At 55.9% G+C, this 21296-nt stretch carries 20 protein-coding genes; 16 read left to right on the top strand and 4 right to left on the bottom strand.

The window, feature by feature from the left end; all coding sequences use genetic code 11:
• Positions 1-62: 62 nt before the first annotated feature.
• Positions 63-1514 (bottom strand): dihydrolipoyl dehydrogenase, encoded by a 1452-nt coding sequence (locus tag C9J03_RS04530; RefSeq protein ID WP_044622363.1) that lies wholly within the window; start codon positions 1512-1514, stop codon positions 63-65.
• A 111-nt stretch (positions 1515-1625) separates the two neighbouring features.
• Positions 1626-2354 carry a glutathione peroxidase gene (locus C9J03_RS04525; protein WP_044622364.1) on the bottom strand — a complete coding sequence of 243 codons (729 nt, stop codon included), beginning with the start codon at positions 2352-2354 and terminating at the stop codon, positions 1626-1628.
• A 157-nt stretch (positions 2355-2511) separates the two neighbouring features.
• Between C9J03_RS04525 and oxyR the strand changes: the two genes are divergently transcribed.
• Positions 2512-3411 (top strand): DNA-binding transcriptional regulator OxyR, encoded by a 900-nt coding sequence (oxyR, locus tag C9J03_RS04520; protein ID WP_039469026.1) that lies wholly within the window; start codon positions 2512-2514, stop codon positions 3409-3411.
• A gap of 77 nt (positions 3412-3488) precedes the next feature.
• Here oxyR and C9J03_RS04515 read toward each other — a convergent pair whose 3' ends face one another.
• Positions 3489-6017: a penicillin-binding protein 1A gene (locus tag C9J03_RS04515; protein ID WP_044622365.1), complete on the bottom strand. Its 2529-nt coding sequence runs from the start codon at positions 6015-6017 to the stop codon at positions 3489-3491.
• Between the two features lie 149 nt (positions 6018-6166).
• Here C9J03_RS04515 and pilM point away from each other — a divergent pair, with 149 nt between their 5' ends.
• The 9 genes from pilM (at position 6167) to dam (ending at position 14984) form a co-directional block, all read left to right on the top strand.
• A complete protein-coding gene (gene pilM / locus C9J03_RS04510; protein WP_044622366.1) occupies positions 6167-7165 on the top strand; it encodes a type IV pilus biogenesis protein PilM in 999 nt (332 codons plus the stop codon).
• Positions 7162-7737: a PilN domain-containing protein gene (locus tag C9J03_RS04505; protein ID WP_044622367.1), complete on the top strand. Its 576-nt coding sequence runs from the start codon at positions 7162-7164 to the stop codon at positions 7735-7737. The genes pilM and C9J03_RS04505 overlap by 4 nt, the downstream gene beginning before the upstream one ends.
• Positions 7730-8320: a type IV pilus inner membrane component PilO gene (locus C9J03_RS04500; protein ID WP_044622368.1), complete on the top strand. Its 591-nt coding sequence runs from the start codon at positions 7730-7732 to the stop codon at positions 8318-8320. Before C9J03_RS04505 ends, C9J03_RS04500 begins: the two co-directional genes overlap by 8 nt.
• The gene (locus tag C9J03_RS04495; RefSeq protein ID WP_052260980.1) at positions 8317-8850 is read left to right on the top strand and encodes a pilus assembly protein PilP; all 534 of its coding nucleotides are present in this window, start codon (positions 8317-8319) and stop codon (positions 8848-8850) included. The genes C9J03_RS04500 and C9J03_RS04495 overlap by 4 nt, the downstream gene beginning before the upstream one ends.
• An 11-nt stretch (positions 8851-8861) precedes the next feature.
• Complete coding sequence (locus tag C9J03_RS04490) at positions 8862-10613, top strand: type IV pilus secretin PilQ (RefSeq protein ID WP_082060563.1); 1752 nt, start codon at positions 8862-8864, stop codon at positions 10611-10613.
• A gap of 211 nt (positions 10614-10824) precedes the next feature.
• On the top strand, positions 10825-11343 hold the full coding sequence (aroK, locus tag C9J03_RS04485; RefSeq protein ID WP_039469017.1) for a shikimate kinase AroK: 519 nt from the start codon (positions 10825-10827) through the stop codon (positions 11341-11343).
• Between the two features lie 18 nt (positions 11344-11361).
• Positions 11362-12441, top strand: a complete 1080-nt coding sequence (gene aroB / locus C9J03_RS04480; RefSeq protein WP_044622369.1) for a 3-dehydroquinate synthase — start codon at positions 11362-11364, stop codon at positions 12439-12441.
• A gap of 15 nt (positions 12442-12456) precedes the next feature.
• Positions 12457-14055, top strand: a complete 1599-nt coding sequence (locus tag C9J03_RS04475; RefSeq protein ID WP_044622370.1) for an AAA family ATPase — start codon at positions 12457-12459, stop codon at positions 14053-14055.
• Between the two features lie 104 nt (positions 14056-14159).
• Positions 14160-14984 (top strand): adenine-specific DNA-methyltransferase, encoded by an 825-nt coding sequence (gene dam, locus C9J03_RS04470; RefSeq protein ID WP_039469012.1) that lies wholly within the window; start codon positions 14160-14162, stop codon positions 14982-14984.
• Positions 14985-14994: 10 nt separating this feature from the next.
• Here the strand turns inward: dam and C9J03_RS04465 are convergent, their stop codons facing one another.
• Positions 14995-15192 (bottom strand): DUF2970 domain-containing protein, encoded by a 198-nt coding sequence (locus C9J03_RS04465; RefSeq protein WP_044622371.1) that lies wholly within the window; start codon positions 15190-15192, stop codon positions 14995-14997.
• A gap of 192 nt (positions 15193-15384) precedes the next feature.
• Here C9J03_RS04465 and rpe point away from each other — a divergent pair, with 192 nt between their 5' ends.
• The 6 genes from rpe to astA all read left to right on the top strand — a co-directional run bounded on the left by rpe (position 15385) and on the right by astA (position 21287).
• Complete coding sequence (gene rpe / locus C9J03_RS04460) at positions 15385-16059, top strand: ribulose-phosphate 3-epimerase (protein ID WP_039469006.1); 675 nt, start codon at positions 15385-15387, stop codon at positions 16057-16059.
• Positions 16059-16748: a phosphoglycolate phosphatase gene (locus C9J03_RS04455; protein WP_044622372.1), complete on the top strand. Its 690-nt coding sequence runs from the start codon at positions 16059-16061 to the stop codon at positions 16746-16748. Before rpe ends, C9J03_RS04455 begins: the two co-directional genes overlap by 1 nt.
• Before the next feature lie 86 nt (positions 16749-16834).
• Positions 16835-17851, top strand: a complete 1017-nt coding sequence (gene trpS / locus C9J03_RS04450) for a tryptophan--tRNA ligase (RefSeq protein WP_039469001.1) — start codon at positions 16835-16837, stop codon at positions 17849-17851.
• A 121-nt stretch (positions 17852-17972) separates the two neighbouring features.
• Entirely contained in the window at positions 17973-18548 is a 576-nt protein-coding gene (locus C9J03_RS04445; protein ID WP_039468998.1) for an aminodeoxychorismate/anthranilate synthase component II, read from the top strand.
• Between the two features lie 404 nt (positions 18549-18952).
• A complete protein-coding gene (locus tag C9J03_RS04440) occupies positions 18953-20167 on the top strand; it encodes an aspartate aminotransferase family protein (protein ID WP_044622373.1) in 1215 nt (404 codons plus the stop codon).
• A 109-nt stretch (positions 20168-20276) separates the two neighbouring features.
• On the top strand, positions 20277-21287 hold the full coding sequence (gene astA / locus C9J03_RS04435; protein ID WP_044622374.1) for an arginine N-succinyltransferase: 1011 nt from the start codon (positions 20277-20279) through the stop codon (positions 21285-21287).
• Positions 21288-21296: the final 9 nt, after the last annotated feature.

Genomic DNA, 21296 nt, shown 5'->3' with positions numbered 1-21296 from the left:
GCCCTCACAAGGAGGGCGGTTCGGTAATGCAAGGGAGAGTTCTGTTCAGTCTGGTCTTGGTCTTAACAACCCGGGCCACAGTCTAGACAATGCTTGATCATTTCAGGGCCTAAGTGCAATTTGGCGTTCAGATCGCGCAGCGCAGTACGGACACCTTCTTCGATAACCGGGTGGTAAAACGGCATATCCAGCATGTCGGCAATCGTCATCTTGTTCTGGTGTGCCCAGGCCAGCAGGTGTGCCAGGTGCTCGGCATTCGGGCCCATCATCTCTGCACCCAGGAAGCGGCCGGTGCCTTGCTCACCGTAGACATGCAGGATGCCTTTGTTGCGTAGCATCACACGGGAGCGGCCCTGGTTTTCGAACGACACTTCACCGGTCTCGAAGCAGCCGCATAGACCCAGGCGCTCGGTAATTTCTTTGTAGGTCTCGCCGACCATGGCAATCTGCGGGTCCGAGAACACCGCTGAAATCTTCGAGCGGCGGTGGCCAGCTCGGATATCCGGGAAGCGGCCTGCATTGTCACCGGCGATACGACCCTGATCTGCGGCTTCGTGCAGCAGCGGAATTTGGTTGCTGGCATCACCGGCGACGAAAATCGAGTCAACCGAGGTCTGCATGGTGTAGTAATCGGCGACCGGTACTCCGCGGGCATCCAACTCCATGGTGGTGTTGTCGATATCCAGCTTGTCGACGTTAGGGCGGCGTCCGGTCGCGGCCAGCACGTACTCGACGTTGATCACTTGCAGCGCCCCTTCTTGGTCGAGGTATTGGATCTCAACCTCGTCACCGATACGCTTCATGCTCTCGATGCGTACGTCTGCATCGAGGTAAAATTCTTCATTGAAAGTCTTGTTGGCGTAGGCCATGACTTCCGGGTCGGTCAGCGGGCCGACTTGGCCACCCAGGCCGAACATTACCACTTCCACACCTAGGCGTTTCAGTGACTGGCCGAGCTCAAGGCCGATAACACCCGGGCCGAAAACCGCCACCGCTTTTGGCAGATCATCCCAGTTGAACACGTCATCGTTGATGATCAGGCGGTCACCCAACTCGTTCCACACCTCAGGGTAGGCCGGGCGTGAACCGGTGGCAATCACAATGCGTTTGGCATGGATGGTGGTATAACCGTCAACAACCAGGGTGTTGTTGTCGATAAACTTGGCATAGCCGGCAATTTTGTCTCCGGCTGGGATCTCGTCCACCCCTTCCAGAACAAAGCCAACGAAGCGGTCGCGCTCGCGCTTCACACGGTCCATGACTTCGCGACCGTTGATCACGATTTCACCTTGTGGGTGGATACCGAAACCAGGAGCTTTTTCGATCTGGTGAACGCTTTCTGCCGCAGCAATCAGCAGTTTAGATGGCATGCAGCCGACGCGGGCACAAGTGGTGCCGTAAGGGCCGCCTTCGATTATCACAACGCTGTCGGTATGGGCTTTGGCTGCACGGTAAGCGCCAAGTCCTGCGGTACCGCCGCCGATCACTGCAACATCAACATTCAGGGTTTTCATATCTTCTTCTCTTCAATCAAGCTGGGCCAGAAACGCTCTTGCCGTCAAGCCCTGCAATATTTTTTGCCGGTCTGGGCCCGCCTGGCGGGCCCTTTGTCGGTAGGTGGCGGATTAGCCTAGGTAGGCTTCCAGTTCTTCGCTGCCACCGATGTGTTGACCGCCGATGAATACCTGAGGGACCGTACTGCGACCTGAGATAGCGCGCAGGCTAACGGTGGTGGCATCTTTGCCCAGTACCACCTCTTCGTAGTTCAGGCCTTTGTCGATCAGGTTCTGCTTCGCTTTGGCACAAAAAGGGCAGCCTGGCTTAGTGAAGACGGTGATTGACTCCTGTAGCTTATGCTCAGGGGCAATGTAGCTCAGCATGGTGTCCGCATCAGACACCTTGAACGGGTCGCCCGGCTCGTCGTTTTCGATGAACATTTTTTCAACCAAACCGTTTCTCACCAGCATGCTGTAGCGCCATGAGCGGGCACCGAAGCCGAGATCTTCCTTGCCGACCAGCATACCCATGCCTTGCGAGAACTCGCCGTTGCCGTCCGGAATGAACGTAATGTTCTCTGCTTCCTGATCCGCCTGCCATGCGTTCATCACGAAGGTGTCATTGACTGATACACACAGAATGTCGTCAACACCGTGCTCGGCAAAGACCGAAGCCAACTCGTTGTAGCGAGGCAGGTGGCTGGATGAGCATGTTGGGGTAAATGCACCTGGGAGGCTAAATACAATCACCGTCTTGTTGGCAAACAGCTCTTGTGTCGTAACATCGACCCATTGGTCGCCCTGACGAGTGTGGAAAGTTACCTGAGGGATTGCTTGGCCTTCTTTAGATGCGAACATGATTATTTCCTTTGAATTTTAATGCGTTGTTTGTTGCAACCGGAGCCTTGTCTTCGTTGCTCCCTGTTGATGTGATGATTATGCAATTTTGACATTGATAGCTCTAATCGTTTGGTGCTATGGTTTTGATAGTTAATTTCTATCAAAGTGGTAACTGATGAATATCCGTGATCTCGAATATCTGGTGGCGCTGTCCGAGCACAAGCATTTCCGCAAGGCGGCCGAAGCCTGCTTTGTCAGCCAACCGACCTTGAGCGGACAGATCCGCAAGCTGGAAGAAGAGCTGGGCGTGGCCTTGCTGGAGCGTACCAGCCGCAAGGTGCTGTTTACCGATGCCGGTTTGGCGCTGGTGGCGCAGGCGCAAAAGGTACTGCTGGAGGTCAAGGTGCTGACCGAGTTGGCCAGTGAGCAGGGGGGCAGCATGTCTGGGCCTTTGCATATCGGGTTTATCCCGACGGTCGGGCCGTACCTGCTGCCGCATATTATTCCCAAGATAAAAGCCAGCTTTCCCGAGCTGGAGCTGTTTCTTCATGAGGCGCAAACCCATCAACTGGTACAGCAGCTGGAAGACGGTAAGCTGGACTGCATCATTCTGGCTGCGGTGAAAGAAAGTGAGCCGTTTATCGAGTTGCCGCTCTACCACGAGCCGATGGTACTGGCGGTGCCAGAAGACCATCCTTGGTCGCAACGCCAGTCGCTGCCGATGGAAGAGTTGCATGGCCATACATTGCTGATGCTGGGGGACGGCCATTGCTTGCGGGATCAGGCGATGGGATTTTGTTTTGCCGCCGGGGCACAGGAAGACGGTAGTTTCAAAGCGACCAGTTTGGAAACCCTGCGCAATATGGTCGCGGCGGGCAGCGGGATCACCCTGATGCCCAAGCTGGCGACCCCGAAAGAGCAGCGCCGGGACGGGGTCTGCTATATTGCAGCCGAAGATCCGGTCCCGAGCCGGTTGATCACCTTGGCCTATCGTCCAGGCTCGCCGCTAAAAGGGCGCTATGAAAAATTGGCGGCGTTGATCCAGGGTCACCTGGAAGCGCAGTTGCCTGCCTGATATTGGAAAGGCAAATAAAAAACAGAGCGCCGAGGCGCTCTGTTTGGTTTTGACTGCTAGCTGTGGATTGACGAGGTTTAGAACAGCTCGTCAGAGCTATCTGATTCGAAAATGCCTTCTGAAACCGAGTCGCTGACCGACTCCGTTGGCTCGGTGCCTTCCTCGAAATATTCGAACATCGAGGTGTAGTCGTTCTGGTTGCTTAGCTTCCCGCTGTCACGGTCGATACGGACCTGGATAATGTGCTCCGGTAGCTGCTTGCGCTGTACCGGGACATCTTCCAGGGCATTTTTCATAAACTCGATCCAAGCTGGCTGGGCGGTTTTTGCACCCGCTTCAGCGCCTGAGATCTGGTTTTTGTCATCGTTATTGTTCCAGGCTGTACGGCCAAGGTTGCGGCTGTGATCATCGAAGCCGACCCAGGCTGTGGCGACAATACCCGGGGCAAAACCAGAGTACCAAGCATCTTTTGAGTCGTTGGTGGTGCCCGTTTTGCCACCGATATCGCGGCGTTTGAGCACCTGGCCACGCCAACCCGTACCGTTCCAGCCCGTGCCGTGGCGCCAGTCACCGCCACCCCAGATATTGCTTTCCAGCATCTCGCGGACCAAGAAGGCATTCTGCTCTGAGATCACTTGCTGGGCGTAATGGGGCCCAGCCTGCTGAGGCTCGTCAACCAGCACTTCTTCACTGAGTGCAATGTCGTCGAGGATCGGGTTAGAGGTTGGCTGCGCAGATGCTACGCCTTGCTGGTACTGGCACTCCTCGCTGCAGACGACTGTTGGACTGGCTTGGTACACCACGTTGCCATTCGGGTCTTCAACACGATCGATGAAGTGTGGCTCGACGTAGTAGCCGCCGTTAGCAAACACGGCAAAGCCTTGTGCGACTTCCAGCGGGGTCAGGCTACCGGCACCCAGAGCCAGAGGCTCGGCGCGAGGTAGATCTTGCTTTTTAAAGCCGAAACGGGTCAGGAAATCGATGGTTTCGTCCAGGCCGACATTCTGCAGCACGCGAACGGCCATTACGTTCTTAGACTGTGCCAGACCAATACGCAGGCGGGTAGGGCCGTTGTAGGTTGGTGGTGAGTTCTTCGGACGCCACGCGGTCCCCATACTCTGGTCCCAGCGGTTGATCGGGGCATCGTTGACCAGGCTTGCCAAGGTCATACCGTTGTCCAGTGCAGCCGAATAGATGAACGGTTTGATGGCCGAGCCGACCTGGCGAACCGACTGGGTGGCGCGGTTGAATTTGCTGTGGACGAAGTTGAAACCGCCGACCATGGCTTTGACCGCACCGTCTTGTGGTGAAACTGCGACGAAAGCCGTATTGGCATCAGGCACCTGGCTCAGTACCCAGTTTTCACCGCGCTGCTGGATCCAGATCTGCTGGCCGGAAGCCAAAATATCATCGGCGCTGCTCGGAGCTGGCCCCTGACGGTCATCGGTAATGAACTTGCGGGCCCACTTCATGCCTTCCCAGCCAAGAGTGCGCTGTTCGCCGCCTTTAGCCAGTACGGTAGCCGTTTTGCCCTCCACCTGCGTTACCACGGCTGGGACGAGCTGGCCATAAGTTGGCTGCTTGGTAAGGTGGTCGTTGATTTGCTCGTCTGACCATGCCGTTTGCCCCGATTTCCACAGTGTTTCAACCGCCCCGCGGAAGCCGTGGCGTTGGTCATAACCTAGCAGGTTATCAATGGCTGCCTGCTGGGCTGCAGTCTGCAGCTTAGGATCGGCCGTGGTAAAGACACGCATGCCTGAGGTGTAAGCATCTTCACCGTAGCGGTTGATCATCCAGGCGCGAGCTTGCTCGGCAAAGTATGGAGCGCTGAGCTCGATTTCGGCGGTGTGATAGCGGGCGACGACGGGCTCAGCGCGGGCTTGGTCAAACTCTGCCTGGGTAATGTGGTTTTCAGCCAGCATACGGCCCAGCACCACATTACGGCGGGCCGTGGCACGGCTCACCGAGTAGAGTGGGTTCATGGTCGATGGGGCTTTTGGTAGGCCGGCAATCACCGCAATTTCGCTCAGAGTCAGCTGGCTGACGTCTTTGCCATAGTACACCTGTGCCGCAGCACCCACCCCGTAGGCTCGGTAACCCAAGTAGATTTTGTTCAGGTATAGCTCGAGGATTTCATCTTTACTGAGCAGCTGCTCGATGTGGATGGCAATGAAAATCTCTTTGACCTTACGCATGATCTTCTTCTCGTTGGAGAGGAAGAAGTTACGCGCAAGCTGCTGGGTGATGGTACTCGCCCCCTGCTTGGCCGATCCAGAGGTGGCGACCACGAATGCCGCTCGGGCGATACCAATCGGGTCGATGCCCGGGTGATCGTAGTAGCGGCTATCTTCTGTTGCGAGAACCGCATTGATCATCTGCGGTGGGATTTCATCAAGCGTTAGCGGGATCCGGCGTTGTTCGCCAAACTGGGAAATCAGTTTGCCGTCGGCGCTGAATACCTGCATAGGTGTTTGTAATTCAACATTTTTCAGGGTGGCAACATCAGGCAGTTCTGGTTTTACGTAAAGGTAAAAACCAAAAATTGTAGTGACTCCAAGAATTATGCAAATGATTGCAAATATGAGTAATCGCTTTATGAACTTCACTTGAGATTTCCCGTTACACCAACATTCATGCGTTTCATCGGTTTCCACTAATAGTATAAGGGTAACTAATGGAAAATTAACGCTAAATTGCCGGTGTTTGTTTTAAATAAGTAATTTGCTTTTCTGTCTAAGAGGGAGCATAGCACGGTATGTTTCGGAACCCACTAACAATTGGGATTGATATCGGCCATCACAGCATTAAAGCCGTGGCCTTACGACAGAAAAAGTCAGAGCTCGAGCTGGTTGCCTTTGCCGAAGTGGAATTGCCCACCCCAGTGTTAAACAACCAGGGTAGCGTAAATGCCCCTGCGTTGTTGTCAGCAGTGCGTAAATTAAAGAAGGGGCTGCCCTTTGGCGCGCGGCGGGCGGTGCTGGCCCTGCCCGATAGCGCGATCATCAGCAAGGTGATCCAGCTTGATAGCCATCTCACGGAAGAGGAGTCAGTGTTTGCAGTTGAGCAGGCGATCAGCGCCTCGTCGCCGTTCCCTGTCGAAGAGCTCAGGCTGGATTTCTTTCCTATCCCCGCGGAGTCATTTGGCGAACCGGCACAGACCCACCCGGTTCAGGTTTATGCAGCCCGTCGGGAAAACGTCGATAGCCGGGTGGACGCGCTGCGCCAAGTCCGGCTCTCCCCAACCGTGGTGGAACTGCAAACCCATGCCTTGGTATGGCTTGAGCAGTATCTGGCCGAGCGGCAAGGCCGCGATGGCGACTGGGGGGTGGTCGATATTGGCCAGACAGCGACGGCTATTGGGATCCGGGGACCGACCGGTTCGGTTTATCGGCGGGAGCTGGCAATGGGGTGTGAGGCAATGGCGCAGATAGCGCAGAGCCTGCCCGTAGGCGGCGGTAACGCCAGCCGGGCCGAACTGTTTACCAAGCAGTTGGCGGACCAGCTGAAGCGGCAATTGCAGCTCTATAGCACCACCTATCCTCGCTCTCCTCTTCAGGGGATTTGGTTGTCGGGCGGTGGGCAGCACCATGTTATCGAGGAAATGCTGGCAAGGATGCTGTCGATATCTGTTCGCAGGATAGAGCCGCTGTTTGGATTTCGTCGTTCGGCCAAGCTGGATCTTATGCTCGAAGGCGGCTCCTTCGGTCAATTTGCCGTGGCTGCGGGGCTGGCTATCAGAGGGTGTCGCGAATGATAGCAAAAGTCAATTTACTCCCTTGGCGGGAAGAGGGGCAAAAGCGCTACCGGCAGCGCTTCGGCTTGATGCTGGGCGGGGCTGTTGTGGTGGCGGTCTTGCTGGTTGGCTCGGGCGGCTGGTTGTTCGAGATGCAACTCGATATTCAGTCGGGGCGCAATACTCGGATACAACAGGAAATCAGTGTGCTTGAAAACAAGCTCTCGCTGCTGCCGGAGATGGATACCCAGCGAGAAGCCCTGCTCAAGCGGCTGAGCGTGATCACCGATATCCAAAAAGGCCGCAACCATATCACTCAGTTGCTCGGATTGCTGCCCGGTTTGGTGCCGCAGGGGGTGTATCTCGATGATATCTCGCTGACTGGCGAACAGGTCAGGTTCAGTGGCAAAGGGGAATCGAACGGGCATCTGGCGACTCTGCTGGCCAATGCCGAACAATCAAAGTGGGTACGGGATGTCACCATGCACTCGATAGTCCGCGACCATGACAAAGAAGCCTTGATCCAGTTTAAGGCGTCGTTTGTGCTGGCCTCATCGCCGGCCAGCAGCGATGGAAGGAGCCGCAATGATTGATTGGCAAGACTTGGAACTTGATGAAATGCCCGATTGGCCGTTGACGGCCCAGGCACTGGTTGTCCTTATCGTTGCTGGTGTCGTGGCATTGGCTGGGTACTGGTATTGGGTTTCTCCCCGGCTCGACAGCCTGGCAGAGCTAAAGTCCCAAGAGCAGGAGCTGCGGCTGCAGCTTGTCCGGCGGGCCAACCAGGTGGCGGCGTTGCCGAAAGTCCGTAGACAGGTGGATATGTTGCATGCTCGCTACCTGCAAGTGGTGGAGCAGTTGCCCGAAGAGGATGAGCTATCGAGTCTGCTGGCCAGTGTGAATGATATCGGAGTGCGCAATGGGCTTGAGTTTCAGCGTATTGAGTGGGCTGCTCGGGTTGAACACCCGCTGTTTTTCGAATTGCCACTCCATATCAATGTGGTGGGCCGCTATGAGGATATTGGCCGCTTTGCTGCCGATATTGCTCAACTGCCACGCATTGTCTCGCTGAAGGATATCGATTTGCGCCGGAGCCAGTCCCGGCCGGGAGTGCTTCAGCTTAAGGTGGCGGCAACGACCTATCGCTTCAAGGCACCGTCAATGGAGGGAGCATGACGATCAAGCCAATTATTGTCCTCGGGCTCTGGCTGGGACTGATGGGATGCCAAGCCAATGATGACTCAGTCGAGCTGTTTATCAACCAGGCATATCAGCAGGCGGTTGCCCGGGTTGAACCGCTGGATGAGCAACCGGTTTTTGTGGCGCAGGTGTTTACGATGAGTAGCGAGCGTTCTCCCTTCCAACGACCTCTTCATGAGTCAGGCATCCCCGGAAGGGAAGCAGGAAAGGCGTGCTGGCAGCCGAGACAGAGGGAGCGAACATCGCCATTGGAGGGGTTTTCGCTTGATCAGCTCAGTATGCGTGGCGTGATAGGTGGTGGGACTAGTGAGTGGGCGTTGATCCATACCCCCGATGGCGCATTGGTCAGGGTGCGGGAAGGAAGTTATGTCGGTAGAAACCATGGCCGGGTACTGGCCGTTAAGGCCGATCAGGTGGCTATAGAGCAAATTATGCCAGACGGGGACGGCTGTTGGTTGAAGATCCCCGCCACATTGAAGCTGGCATCGCAAGCATTACCAGAATAGAGATAGAACGGATGACAAGGAATTGGTTGCAGGCCCTGCGGTTGAGATGGGCAAAGGGAGTAGCACGGGGTGGCTGGAGGGTCTTGCTTGGTGTGGCGTTGCTGCATGGCCATGCGGTTGCCGCCACCGCGGTTACGCAGATCAGCAATATCGACTTCTCCCGTAATGTTAAGGGGGGCGGCGTGTTGGAGGTGGTATTGTCGAGCGGGGCCATTGAGGTCGGTGCTCGGCGGCTGGATAAGCAACTGGTGATCGAGTTGCCGCAGGTAGAGCTGCCCGAGGAGTTGGTCTATGTGCTGGATGTCAAGGAATTCGGCACCCCGGTGCTTGCCGTTGAAACCTTCCAGATGGCCAGCGGTAGCCGGTTGGTACTGGCCGTTGAAGGGGATTACCGTTACGACTACACCACCCGGGATACGGCTGGGAGCGCGTCACTGTTAGTGACGGTACAGCCGACCGTGCAGCCGCAGGGAGGAAGAGGTGGCAAAGCGGGGATCCGCTACGATAGCAAGCCGATTTCGATTAACTTCCAAGATGTGCCGGTGCGCAATGTGCTGCAGCTGATCGCCGAGTATAACGACTTCAACTTGGTGGTTTCGGACTCGGTGCAGGGTAACCTGACCTTGCGTCTCGACGAGGTACCCTGGCAGCAGGTACTGGACATCATTCTGCGGGCTAAGGGGCTGGACAAGCGCGAGCAGGGTTCGGTATTGATGGTGGCCCCCAAGGAGGAGCTTGCACGCAGCGAGCAGCAGGTGTTGGAATCGAAGCGTAAAGCCGAGGAGCTGGCCTCCCTGCGTTCGGAAATCTTCAAGATCAATTACGCCAATGCGCTTGAACTCGGAGGGCTGCTGCAGGGGGCCGATGACGGGATCAGCATGCTATCGGCCCGTGGCTCGCTGCATATCGATGAGCGCACCAACTCTCTGATCATCAATGATATTCCAGACAGCCTGGCTAATATCCGTGACATTGTGGCGGCGCTCGACATCCCGGTACAGCAGGTCGAAATCGAAGCCAGGATTGTTACCATCAACGAGGGGGATATCGATGAACTGGGCGTCCGCTGGGGGATCCTCAAGACCAATGGCAGCTCGACACTAGGTGGCTCGATTGAAGGGAATTTGGCGTCGGCCGGGTTGTTGGATATCACCGATGGCGAGAAGGCGGTGGAGAACTTCCTCAATGTCAACCTGGGGGCAACCTCTCCCGGTGCCTCGAGCATTGCCTTCCAGGTCGCCAAAATGGGCGATATCTTGCTCGACCTGGAGCTCTCGGCCCTGCAGTCGGAACAGAAGGCCGAAGTGATCTCCAGTCCGAGGTTGGTGACCACCAACAAGAAAATGGCCTACATCGAGCAGGGGACTGAAATTCCCTACCTCGAGGCGGCTTCCAGCGGTGCCGTTTCGGTCAGCTTCAAGAAAGCGGTGCTGAGTCTGATGGTGACCCCGCAAATTACCTCGGACGGAAACTTGGTGCTGGATCTGGTGGTGACCCAGGACAAAAAAGGTAAGGTGGTGCAAACCGGAACGGGCGAAGCGGTGGCCATCGACACCCAGCGTATCGGTACCCAGGTGCTGGTGGCAAACGGCGAGACGGTGGTGCTCGGCGGGATCTACCAGCATGCCATCACTAATGCGGTACGCAAGGTGCCGCTGCTGGGGGATTTGCCCGTGCTGGGGGCACTGTTCCGCCATCGGCTGGAAGAGCTGGGCAAGAAGGAGCTGCTGATTTTTGTCACGCCCAAAATTGTCTACCAGTGATGAATTTGGCCGCGCGCTGGGACAATAATCGTCCCAGCATTGCGCCAGAACGGAATTAATCCCCACCTAGCTATTGCCAACAGCGGCCTTGTCCTGAGATAATTTTCGATCTTATCACGAATTAAATGTGAGGAAGTTGGCGCCTCGGGCTTGATTTATCGAAGCCTGCGGGCGGTGTCGTTTTATTAACCGCGCGTAAATATTGCTAAAAATGGCTGAAAAACGAAATATTTTCCTGGTCGGCCCAATGGGTGCCGGCAAAAGTACTATCGGTAGACACCTTGCACAGCAGCTGCATATGGAGTTCTTTGATTCAGATACTGTGATTGAAGAGCGTACCGGTGCTGACATTAGCTGGGTATTCGATGTTGAAGGTGAAGACGGTTTCCGTACTCGTGAAGAGAACGTGATTGACGATCTGACTCAGAAGCAGGGGATTGTTCTGGCAACGGGTGGTGGCTCGGTGAAGAGCAAAGAAAGCCGTAACCGCCTTTCTGCCCGTGGCATTGTGGTCTACCTTGAGACGACTATCGAGAAGCAGCTGGCACGTACTCAGCGCGATAAAAAGCGTCCACTACTGCAAACTGATACTCCTCGCGACGTATTGGAATCACTTGCAGACGAGCGTAATCCGTTGTATGAAGAAGTAGCAGACTACGTGGTTCGCACTGATGATCAGAGCGCCAAGGTAGTTGCTAACCAAATCATCAAAATGCTAGAAGAGCGCTAATCGAAAAGAGAGCTGACCATGGAACGGATCAACGTCAATCTTGGTGACAGAAGTTACCCTATCTCAATCGGCGCCGAGTTATTTGATAACCCGGCGTTGTTTTCCTCTGCCATCCCGGCAGGCCGACGCGTTGTTGTGGTCAGTAATGAAACGGTAGCCCCGCTGTATGCCGAGCAGATCATCGGGACTATCCGTTCGCTGCCAAGCGAAGTCGCATTGCTGTCACTGCCCGACGGCGAGCAGTATAAAACCCTCGATACTTTCAACCAGATCATGTCTTTCCTGCTGGAAGGTAACTATGGCCGTGATGTGGTCCTTGTCGCCCTGGGCGGCGGGGTGATTGGGGATATCGTCGGCTTTGCGGCTGCCTGCTTCCAGCGCGGGGTGGACTTCGTGCAAGTACCGACCACATTGCTGGCCCAGGTCGACTCCTCGGTCGGCGGCAAGACGGCGGTCAACCATCCGCTGGGCAAAAATATGGTTGGGGCGTTCTATCAGCCCAAAGCGGTAGTGATCGATAACCACTGCCTGCAGACCTTGCCTGCCCGCGAGTTTGCAGCAGGTATGGCGGAAGTGATCAAGTACGGCATTATTGTCGACGCTGATTTTTTTGTTTGGCTCGAACAGAACATCGACAAGCTTCAAGCCCTTGATAATGATGCCCTGAGTTATGCCATTGCCCGTTGCTGCCAAATCAAAGCCGATGTGGTGGCGGCCGACGAAAAGGAATCGGGGGTTAGGGCATTGCTTAACCTTGGCCATACCTTCGGTCATGCTATCGAGGCCGAAATGGGCTATGGCAACTGGCTACACGGAGAAGCGGTGGCTGCTGGCACGGTACAGGCTGCCCGTACCGCACAACTGCAGGGGCTTATCGCAGAGGAACAGGTCGAGCGTATTATCCGCTTGCTGGAAAAAGCCAACCTGCCGGTAAAAGGCCCGGCAGGGATGGACTTTGAGGCTTACATGAAGCATATGATGCGAGACAAAAAAGTACTTTCAGGTCAGCTGCGTTTGATCCTGCCGACCGGTATTGGCAGTGCAGAAGTTGTCGCTGGCGTACCGGAAGACGTACTGCGCCAAGCGGTACAAGCCTGATCCCGTAGGTTGCCTATGAGCCGCGGCCTACACCTGAACCCGCTGGATTTGGATTCCCAAGTCCAGCTTCTTTCCCGACTGCAGTTTCTCACCCGCTTTAGCTCCAACCTTATCCAGGTGACGGGTAATGAAGGGGCCGGCAAAACCTGGCTCTCCCAGCGTTACCTCGAACACTGGGCCGGTGACTCCCGCCAGTCTTTGCTGCTTTGCCATCCCAACCAGCAGGACGGTCAGCACCGCTCGATTATCCTCCAGCAGCTTGCTCCCCGTGCCGTGTTTAATGAACAGGACCCGCTTGGCCAGAGTCTTGAACGTTTGTGTCAGGGCCAGCCGGTCAATGCGTTGATCGTGGTGGATGATGCGCATTTGCTGAGCCAGGAGCTGGTGGCTGAGCTGTGGGGGATTGTGCAGCAGGCCCGTCTGTACCCGGACTGGCAGGTCAATGTGCTGCTGTTTAGCCTCAGCAGCAGGCTGGATAAATACCTGGGCCAGCTGGTGCAGGGCCAGGGCAACGCGCCGCTGGAGGTGGAAATCGGTCCGCTGTCGGAACAAGAAGCCCAGTTGATGGTCGAAATGTTGTTTGATGGCGAGCACATTGATGCACAGGGAAGGCGGCGGATCCGCGAGCTGGCTTCAAGCTGCGCCCCGCTGCCGGGGGAGTTGCTCAAGCTCGAATTAGCAGAGGATAAGGATATGGCTGAAAAAGTATCCCGCAAGGTATCGCCGCTGGCGCTGCTGGGCGGATTGGTTGTGGTTGTGGCTGCCGTGATAGCCTGGTGGTTCATGCCGCCTGGCGATGAGCGCCCGACCCAGGGGGGGATCCCTCAAGCACAATTGGATCGCTTGCCGGATGAGCCGGCTGATACGGCCATCGTCGACGGGAATGCGGTTTCGCAGGCACCGGACTCGACGCTGACCGTAGAAGAGGACAGCCATGCCCTGCCGCCGGATGTGTCGGTCGAAGGGCTGACGGTCGGCCGGCGTGATAGTGCCCCACGGGTTGTCGTGCCTTCTGATGTGGTCGACGCGATGCTGGACGAACAGCAGCTCGGCGGTACTGGCGAGCAGGCGGTCGCCGAACGCCAGGACAGCCTGCAGCCGAACTTGCCCGAAGGGCAGCCGGTAGCGCTGCCTGAAGTTCACCCCGATAGTGACAGCCTGCAGCCAGTCCCCGTGGCGGGGGAAGACTCCGCGGCCCAAGCTGAGCCGCCGGTTGACGTGACCGGGCTTGGTGCCACAGAAGACTCTGCGGTAGAGGAAGGGGCGGCGGTAGAGGAAGGGGCATCGGTTGTCGCTGCCACTCCTGTTGCCGCTCAAGAGTTGGGCAGCAAGCTGCGTGGTGTTGCGCCTGAGCACTATGCCTTGCAGCTGGCGGCAATGCGCTCATTGCCGACCGCCCAGCAGTTTATCCTCGATTATGATATCGAAACCTTGGCCGATGTGTACGAAACCCGTCGCAACGGTGTGGCGTGGTTTATTATCGTCACCGGCGATTACCCGGATGTGCAGTCGGCACGCCTTGCCGAAAGCCGTCTGCCGGCCCGGTTGCAGTCGGTTGATCCCTGGGTGAAATCTTACCGTCAGATCCATACCGAAATGGATCGGGCTAAATAACCCGTTTCTTTGTCAGATATTTCCCTCAAGCGGTACAGACACAGATTGAAATGGTGTACAATCCGCCACCTTTCGTTACAAAGTCGGTATTGGTGGTCAGCTGAATGAAAAAGCATCGTGCATTCCTGAAATGGGCTGGAGGTAAATATTCTCTGGTCGAGGAGATCGAGCGCCACCTGCCGCCTGCGAGAAAACTGGTCGAGCCCTTTGTCGGTGCCGGCTCGGTTTTTCTCAATACGGACTTCGAGCAGTACCTGCTTGCCGATATCAATCCCGACTTGATAAACCTCTACAATATCCTCAAGGACAGTCCCGAGCAGTATGTGCGTGACTCCAAGGCGATGTTTACCCCGGAATACAACCAGAAGGGGGCGTACCTGGAGATCCGTGAGGCGTTCAACAACACCCGGGATCCGTACCTGCGCTCCTTGTACTTTCTGTATATGAACCGCCACGGTTTCAACGGATTGTGCCGCTACAACAAGAAAGGTGGCTTCAACGTGCCGTTCGGTTCGTACAAGAAACCTTACTTCCCGGAAGATGAGCTGTATTTCTTTGCCGAAAAAGCCAAGCGGGCGACCTTTGTCTGCGAAGGCTACCAGCAGACTTTTTCGCGGGCGCGCAAGGGGTGTGTGGTGTACTGCGATCCGCCGTATGCCCCGCTCTCGACCACGGCCAACTTTACGTCATATGCCGGCAATGGCTTCAGCCTCGATGATCAGGCGGCTTTGGCCGATGCCGCCGAGAAGGCGGCGACTGAGCGCGATATTCCGGTGCTGATCTCCAACCACGACACCACCTTGACCCGCCGCTTGTACCACGGTGCCGAGCTGTCTGTGGTTAAGGTCAAGCGCACCATCAGCCGCAATGGCGGTGGCCGTAACAAGGTCGATGAGTTGCTGGCCCTGTTTAAGCCGCCACAAAATTAAACTCTGCCGGCTAGCTATTCGTTACCAGCTGGCTGATAGCGACCAACACTCCGACAAATAATGCGATAGCAGCGATCCCGGCCACAATAAATGGCAGCGGACGCTGCTGGCTGAAATCTATCTCCCTGTTTTTCTCCGACTGTACCCCAAATAGTGCCCCGGCGACGCTTTTCACTAAGTTGGGGCGGGGCGGTTTGCGCTCGGCCATGGCTTATCTCCGTATAAAAAAGTCACTGTGAGTTTCTATATCTACCGCTTGCGAGATCCGGCTGCCCGAACATAAGTGTAGCTGCCCTGTGGCACACCCATAATGAAATCCGGTAAGACATCATCTTGAGGATCGGGTAGAATTGCGCCGACTTCCGATAACGTTTTCGTTTGTACCGTATAGAGGCTGAACATGAAGGACTTTTTGATCGCTCCATCTATCCTGTCTGCAGATTTTGCTCGTCTTGGCGAGGATGTAGAGAAAGTATTGGCAGCAGGTGCCGATGTTGTGCACTTTGACGTGATGGACAACCACTACGTACCGAACCTGACTTTTGGTGCGCCGGTGTGTAAGGCCCTGCGTGACTACGGTATTACCGCGCCGATCGACGTACACCTGATGGTGAAGCCGGTGGATCGCATTATCCCTGACTTTGCCAAGGCGGGCGCAACCATGATCACCATCCATGCCGAAGCGACCGAGCACCTAGACCGTTCACTGCAGTTGATCAAAGAGCACGGCTGCCAGGCCGGTGTGGTATTCAACCCGGCGACCCCGCTGCACTACCTTGACTACATCATGGACAAGGTCGACATGATCCTGCTGATGTCGGTGAACCCTGGCTTCGGCGGCCAGTCGTTCATTCCTGCGACACTGGACAAGCTGCGTGAAGTGCGCAAGCGCATCGACGCTTCAGGCCGCCAGATCCGCCTTGAAATCGATGGTGGGGTGAAGGTTGACAATATCCGTGAAATCGCCGAAGCCGGTGCGGATATGTTTGTGGCAGGCTCGGCGATTTTCAGCCAGCCGGACTACAAGGCAGTGATCGATGAAATGCGTGCTGAGCTGGCCAAGGTTGAGCGCTAATGAGCCAGTTGAGCGGTATTGATTTTATTGCTTTTGACCTCGACGGCACGCTGCTCGACAGCGTGCCGGACTTGGCTGACGCTGCAGACAAGACCATGCGCGCCCTGGGCCGTGCGGGTGTGACGGTTGAGCAGGTCACCACTTGGATTGGCAACGGGGCCGATATTCTGATCGGCCGTGCCCTGAGCCAGAGTGTTGATGTTGACCCGGATCTCGACCCTGCCTTGCACCGTGAAGCCAGGGCGTTGTTTGATCGCTTCTACGAAGAAGGCGGTCATGAAAAGAGCGCGCTTTACCCTGGGGTAAAAGAGACACTGGCGGCTTTCCATGAGGCTGGAGTCCCGATGGCTATCGTGACCAACAAGCCGGCTCAGTTCGTACCGCACTTGCTGGAAGAACATGGCATCGCCGAGTATTTTGTCGATGTCATCGGTGGTGATACCTTCCCGCTGAAAAAACCGGATCCATATGCCCTGAACTGGCTGCTCGACAAACACCAGATCACGGCAGAGAAGATGTTGATGGTCGGTGACTCCCGTAACGATATCTTGGCGGCGAAAGCGGCGTCATGTTATGTTGTGGGGCTGACTTACGGCTACAACTATGGCCAGCCGATCAGCGAAAGTAACCCAGATATTGTACTGGATCACTTCAGTCACTTGGCAGAAGTGGTTAAACTAGGCGGCTAGTACGTTCGGTGTTGTGCCGAGCCTGGATTGATATTGTGTCTGCGGCAGAGAGCCGCAGCTTTTTTGTGACATAGGAAAATCTCATCATGACCAAACCCATTGTATTGAGTGGCGTACAGCCTTCAGGTGAATTAAGTATCGGTAATTATCTGGGTGCGCTGCGTCAGTGGGAACAGATGCAGGATGATTATGATTGCCAGTACTGTGTTGTAGACCTGCATGCCATCACTGTGCGCCAGGACCCAAAAGCGCTGCACGAAGCGACACTGGACGCGCTGGCGATTTGCTTGGCTGTTGGTGTAGATCCAAAGAAGAGCACCCTGTTTGTTCAGTCGCACGTGCCTGAGCATGCCCAGCTTGGCTGGTTGCTGAATTGCTACACTCAGATGGGTGAGCTGAGCCGCATGACCCAGTTCAAGGACAAGTCGCAGCGCCACGCCAACGATGTGAACGTTGGCCTGTTCGGCTACCCGGTACTGATGGCGGCCGATATCCTGCTATACGGTGCCCACCAAGTACCGGTTGGCAGCGATCAGAAACAGCACCTTGAGCTGGCGCGTGATATCGCGACCCGTTTCAACAACATCTACGGCGATGGCGAAGCGATCTTCCAGGTGCCTGAACCATACATCCCGACCGTCAACGCACGCGTGATGAGCCTGCAGGACGCAACCAAGAAGATGTCGAAGTCGGATGATAACCGCAAGAACGTGATCACCCTGCTGGAAGAGCCGAAGGCGATCATCAAGAAGATCAACAAGGCCCAGACCGATACTGAAACACCACCGCGTATCGCCCACGATATCGAGAACAAAGCCGGGATCTCCAACCTGATGGGGCTGTACTCGGCAGCAACCGGCAAGACGTTTGCTGAAATCGAAGCGCAGTACCAAGGCGTTGAGATGTACGGCCCGTTCAAGAAAGACGTCGGTGAAGCGATTGTGGCGATGCTCGAGCCTATCCAGTCGGAATACCACCGTATCCGCGCTGACCGTGCCTTCCTTGACGAGGTGATGAAAGCCGGTGCCGAGAAGGCGTCTGCCCGCGCAGCTGAAACGCTCAAGAAAGCGTACGCAGCAGTCGGTTTTGTGGCTCGCCCATAATGCCAGCGCAGCGCTAAACACCGAAAACCGGCCTCTGGCCGGTTTTTTTTCGTCTATGCTTGCCTTTCTGCTGTCCTGCTGCACAATAGGCCGCTGTATTTTCCAGGGAGCAGAAGTACCCATGCTATTGATGATCGATAACTACGACTCGTTTACCTACAACCTGTACCAGTATTTCTGTGAGCTGGGGGCCGAGGTGAAGGTGGTACGTAATGATGACATCGATATTGCTGGCATCGAGGCGCTGGCCCCGTCCCACCTGGTGATCTCGCCGGGCCCCTGTACCCCGAATGAAGCGGGGATCTCGCTGGCGGCTATCCGCCATTTTGCCGGCAAGCTGCCAATCCTCGGGGTTTGCCTCGGCCATCAGTCCATTGCACAGGTGTTTGGTGGCGACGTCGTCCGCGCCCGCCAGGTGATGCACGGCAAGACCTCCCCGGTTATCCATACCGACCGCAGCGTGTTTGCCGGGCTGAATAACCCGCTCACCGTGACCCGCTATCATTCGCTGGTGGTCAAGGCTGAGACGTTGCCTGATTGCTTTGAAGTCACGGCGTGGACGGAAAAAGACGGCGTGCGCGATGAAATCATGGGGATCCGCCATAAAACGCTGCCGATCGAAGGGGTCCAGTTCCACCCGGAAAGTGTCCTGACCGAGCAGGGCCATCAGCTGCTGGCGAATTTCCTTCGCCGTTGAGTGTGTCAGCCGCTGGCAGCAGGAAATGCTGCCACGCCCGGTTTGTGCCTCATTTTTTGTCCGCCCCCTCGTTCATCTCTGCACCAAAATTCGTGGAATCTGTCTCCTGGGCCGTCTCAATGGCGCGATCCTTGTCACCTTTCTTAACATTTACTTAGCTTTTTTGCTTTTTTTGGCACGGAAAAATTATGCAGCTTCGGGGCGGAAAATGATTTTATTTCCTTGCAGGAAAAACACCTTTTAGTGAACTGGGCTTAATAAGTTTTCCACAACCCCGCATAAATATGTATTTTGTAGGTAATTAACCGGTAACCTAGCGGGAATAAAAAAATATTCTGCTATTGGAATTGGTTAATAAAATGTAAATACTATGCTTAAGGCAAAAACGAGAGAAGGAAACGATAATGGCAAAGGAGTATAGCGTCGATCGTCAGGTGTTCGATGAAGTAATGGTGCCATGTTACGCACCGATGCAGATGATCCCGGTCAAGGGGCAAGGTGCTCGGGTGTGGGACCAAGACGGGCGGGAGTATATTGATTTTGCCGGCGGCATCGCGGTGAGCTGTTTGGGCCATTGTCACCCGGTGATGGTGGATGCGCTCAAGGCACAGGCTGAGAAGATCTGGCATCTCAGCAATGTGATGACCAACGAGCCGGCACTGCGATTGGCTAAGCTGCTCACCGAACACAGCTTTGCCGAAAAAGTCTTTTTTGCCAACTCCGGGGCCGAGGCCAATGAGGCTGCGTTGAAGCTGGCCCGTCGTTATGCAGCGGATAAATATGGCCCGGAGAAGTCCGAGATTATCTCCTTCAAGCAAGGGTTTCACGGCCGGACCTTTTTCACCGTGACTGTCGGTGGCCAGGAAGCGTATTCCGATGGTTTCGGGCCCAAGCCGGGTGCGGTTACCCATCTTGCCTATAACGACCTGGCCAGTCTGGCCGAGCACATGTCGGAGCGGACCTGTGCGATCATGATGGAGCCGCTGCAGGGCGAAGGCGGTATTGTATCGCCGACACCTGAGTTTGTTCAGGGCGTTCGCGAGCTGTGCAACAAGCACAATGCCTTGCTGATCTTCGACGAGGTGCAGACCGGGAATGGCCGGACGGGGGATTTCTATGCCTACCAGGGGTTGGGAGTGACGCCGGATATCCTCAGTACCGCCAAATCCCTTGGCGGCGGTTTTCCTATCGGTGCGATGTTGACCACAACCGAACTGGCTGCGCATCTTAAAGTCGGTACCCATGGCTCGACATACGGTGGTAACCCGCTGGCTTGTGCGGTGGCCGAGGCGGTGGTCAGTGAAGTGACCAAGCCGGAAGTGCTGGCGGGAGTCAGGCAGCGCGAGCAATGGTTCCGCGAAGCCCTTGCCACAATCAATGCCAAGTATCCGGTGTTTGCCGAAATTCGCGGCAAAGGCTTGTTGCTGGGGGCGGCACTCAATGAGGAGTGGCAGGGCCGGGCAAGAGATATCCTTGTTGCCGCCGGTGAAGAAGGGTTGATGGTGCTGGTAGCCGGGGCCAATGTTGTGCGCTTCACGCCATCGCTGGTGATTGACAAAGCTGATATCGACGAGGGCATGGCCCGGCTTGAACGTGCCATCGCCAAAATTTATTCATAGTCTATGTTAACCGGGGGCGGCTGGCAGGAGCTTGGCCGCAACCTCCGGCCCCGTGCCGGTTTCTCATTAGTTGGCAGCATTGCTGCAGCTTGCATCAGGAGGGAGTTCGATGCTGGTTATACGTCCTATTACTGCCGCGGATCTGCCGGCACTACTACAGTGCGCGCAAGAGTCAGGCCATGGTTTCACCTCGCTACCGGTTAACGAGGAAATCCTCGCCAACCGGATTCAACATTCCGAAGAGAGTTTTGCCAAGTCGGTGATCCAACCGGGCACGGAAGGATACCTGATGGTGGCGGAAGATACCGAGACCGGGGAAATTGCTGGGACGACGGCGATCGAAGCCGCTATTGGGTTAGATAATCCGTTTTATACCTACCACCTGAGTACCGTGGTCCACTCGTCTCGCCGGCTCAATGTCCATAACGTGGTCAAGGTGCTGACTTTCGGCAATGACTACACCGGCGTGAGTGAGCTTTGTACTTTGTTCCTGCGTCCGGAGTGGCGACAGGGGCTCAATGGCCGCCTGCTGTCTAAGTGTCGTTTCCTGATGATGGCACAGCACCCGGAGCGCTTTGACAAGACGGTGATCGCAGAGATGCGCGGGGTATCGGATGAAGACGGTAATTCCCCGTTCTGGGAATGGCTAAAAGAGCACTTCTTCTCGATTGACTTTACCCTGGCTGACTACCTGACTGGTATCGGCAAGAAGGGCTTTATCGCCGATTTGATGCCAAAGCTGCCGATTTACGTCAACTTGCTCAGTCCCGAAGCCCAGGCGGTGATCGGTGAAGTGCATGAGAAAACCCGCCCGGCACTGCGTCTGCTGGAGAAAGAGGGGTTCACCTGCCGTGGTTATGTCGATATTTTTGATGCCGGCCCGACTGTTGAGTGCGATGTCAGAAATATCGAGTCGGTCCGCCATTCTCAGGTGTGTCGGGTCGAGATCGGCCAACCGGCCGGGCTGGCCGATTGCATTGTCAGCAACACTTCATTTACCCACTTCCGTGCGGTGGTCGACAAGGTTGATGTGCTGGATGGCACCGCGCTGCTTAGCCCTGAGGCGGCTGAGGCGCTGGACGTTAAACAAGGGGATCAGGTGCGCCTGATCGCCCAGTAAAGGAGAACA

The organism is Photobacterium gaetbulicola (assembly GCF_003025515.1).
In the GTDB taxonomy this organism is placed as follows: domain Bacteria; phylum Pseudomonadota; class Gammaproteobacteria; order Enterobacterales; family Vibrionaceae; genus Photobacterium; species Photobacterium gaetbulicola.
This window is presented reverse-complemented; position numbering and strand designations above follow the sequence as displayed.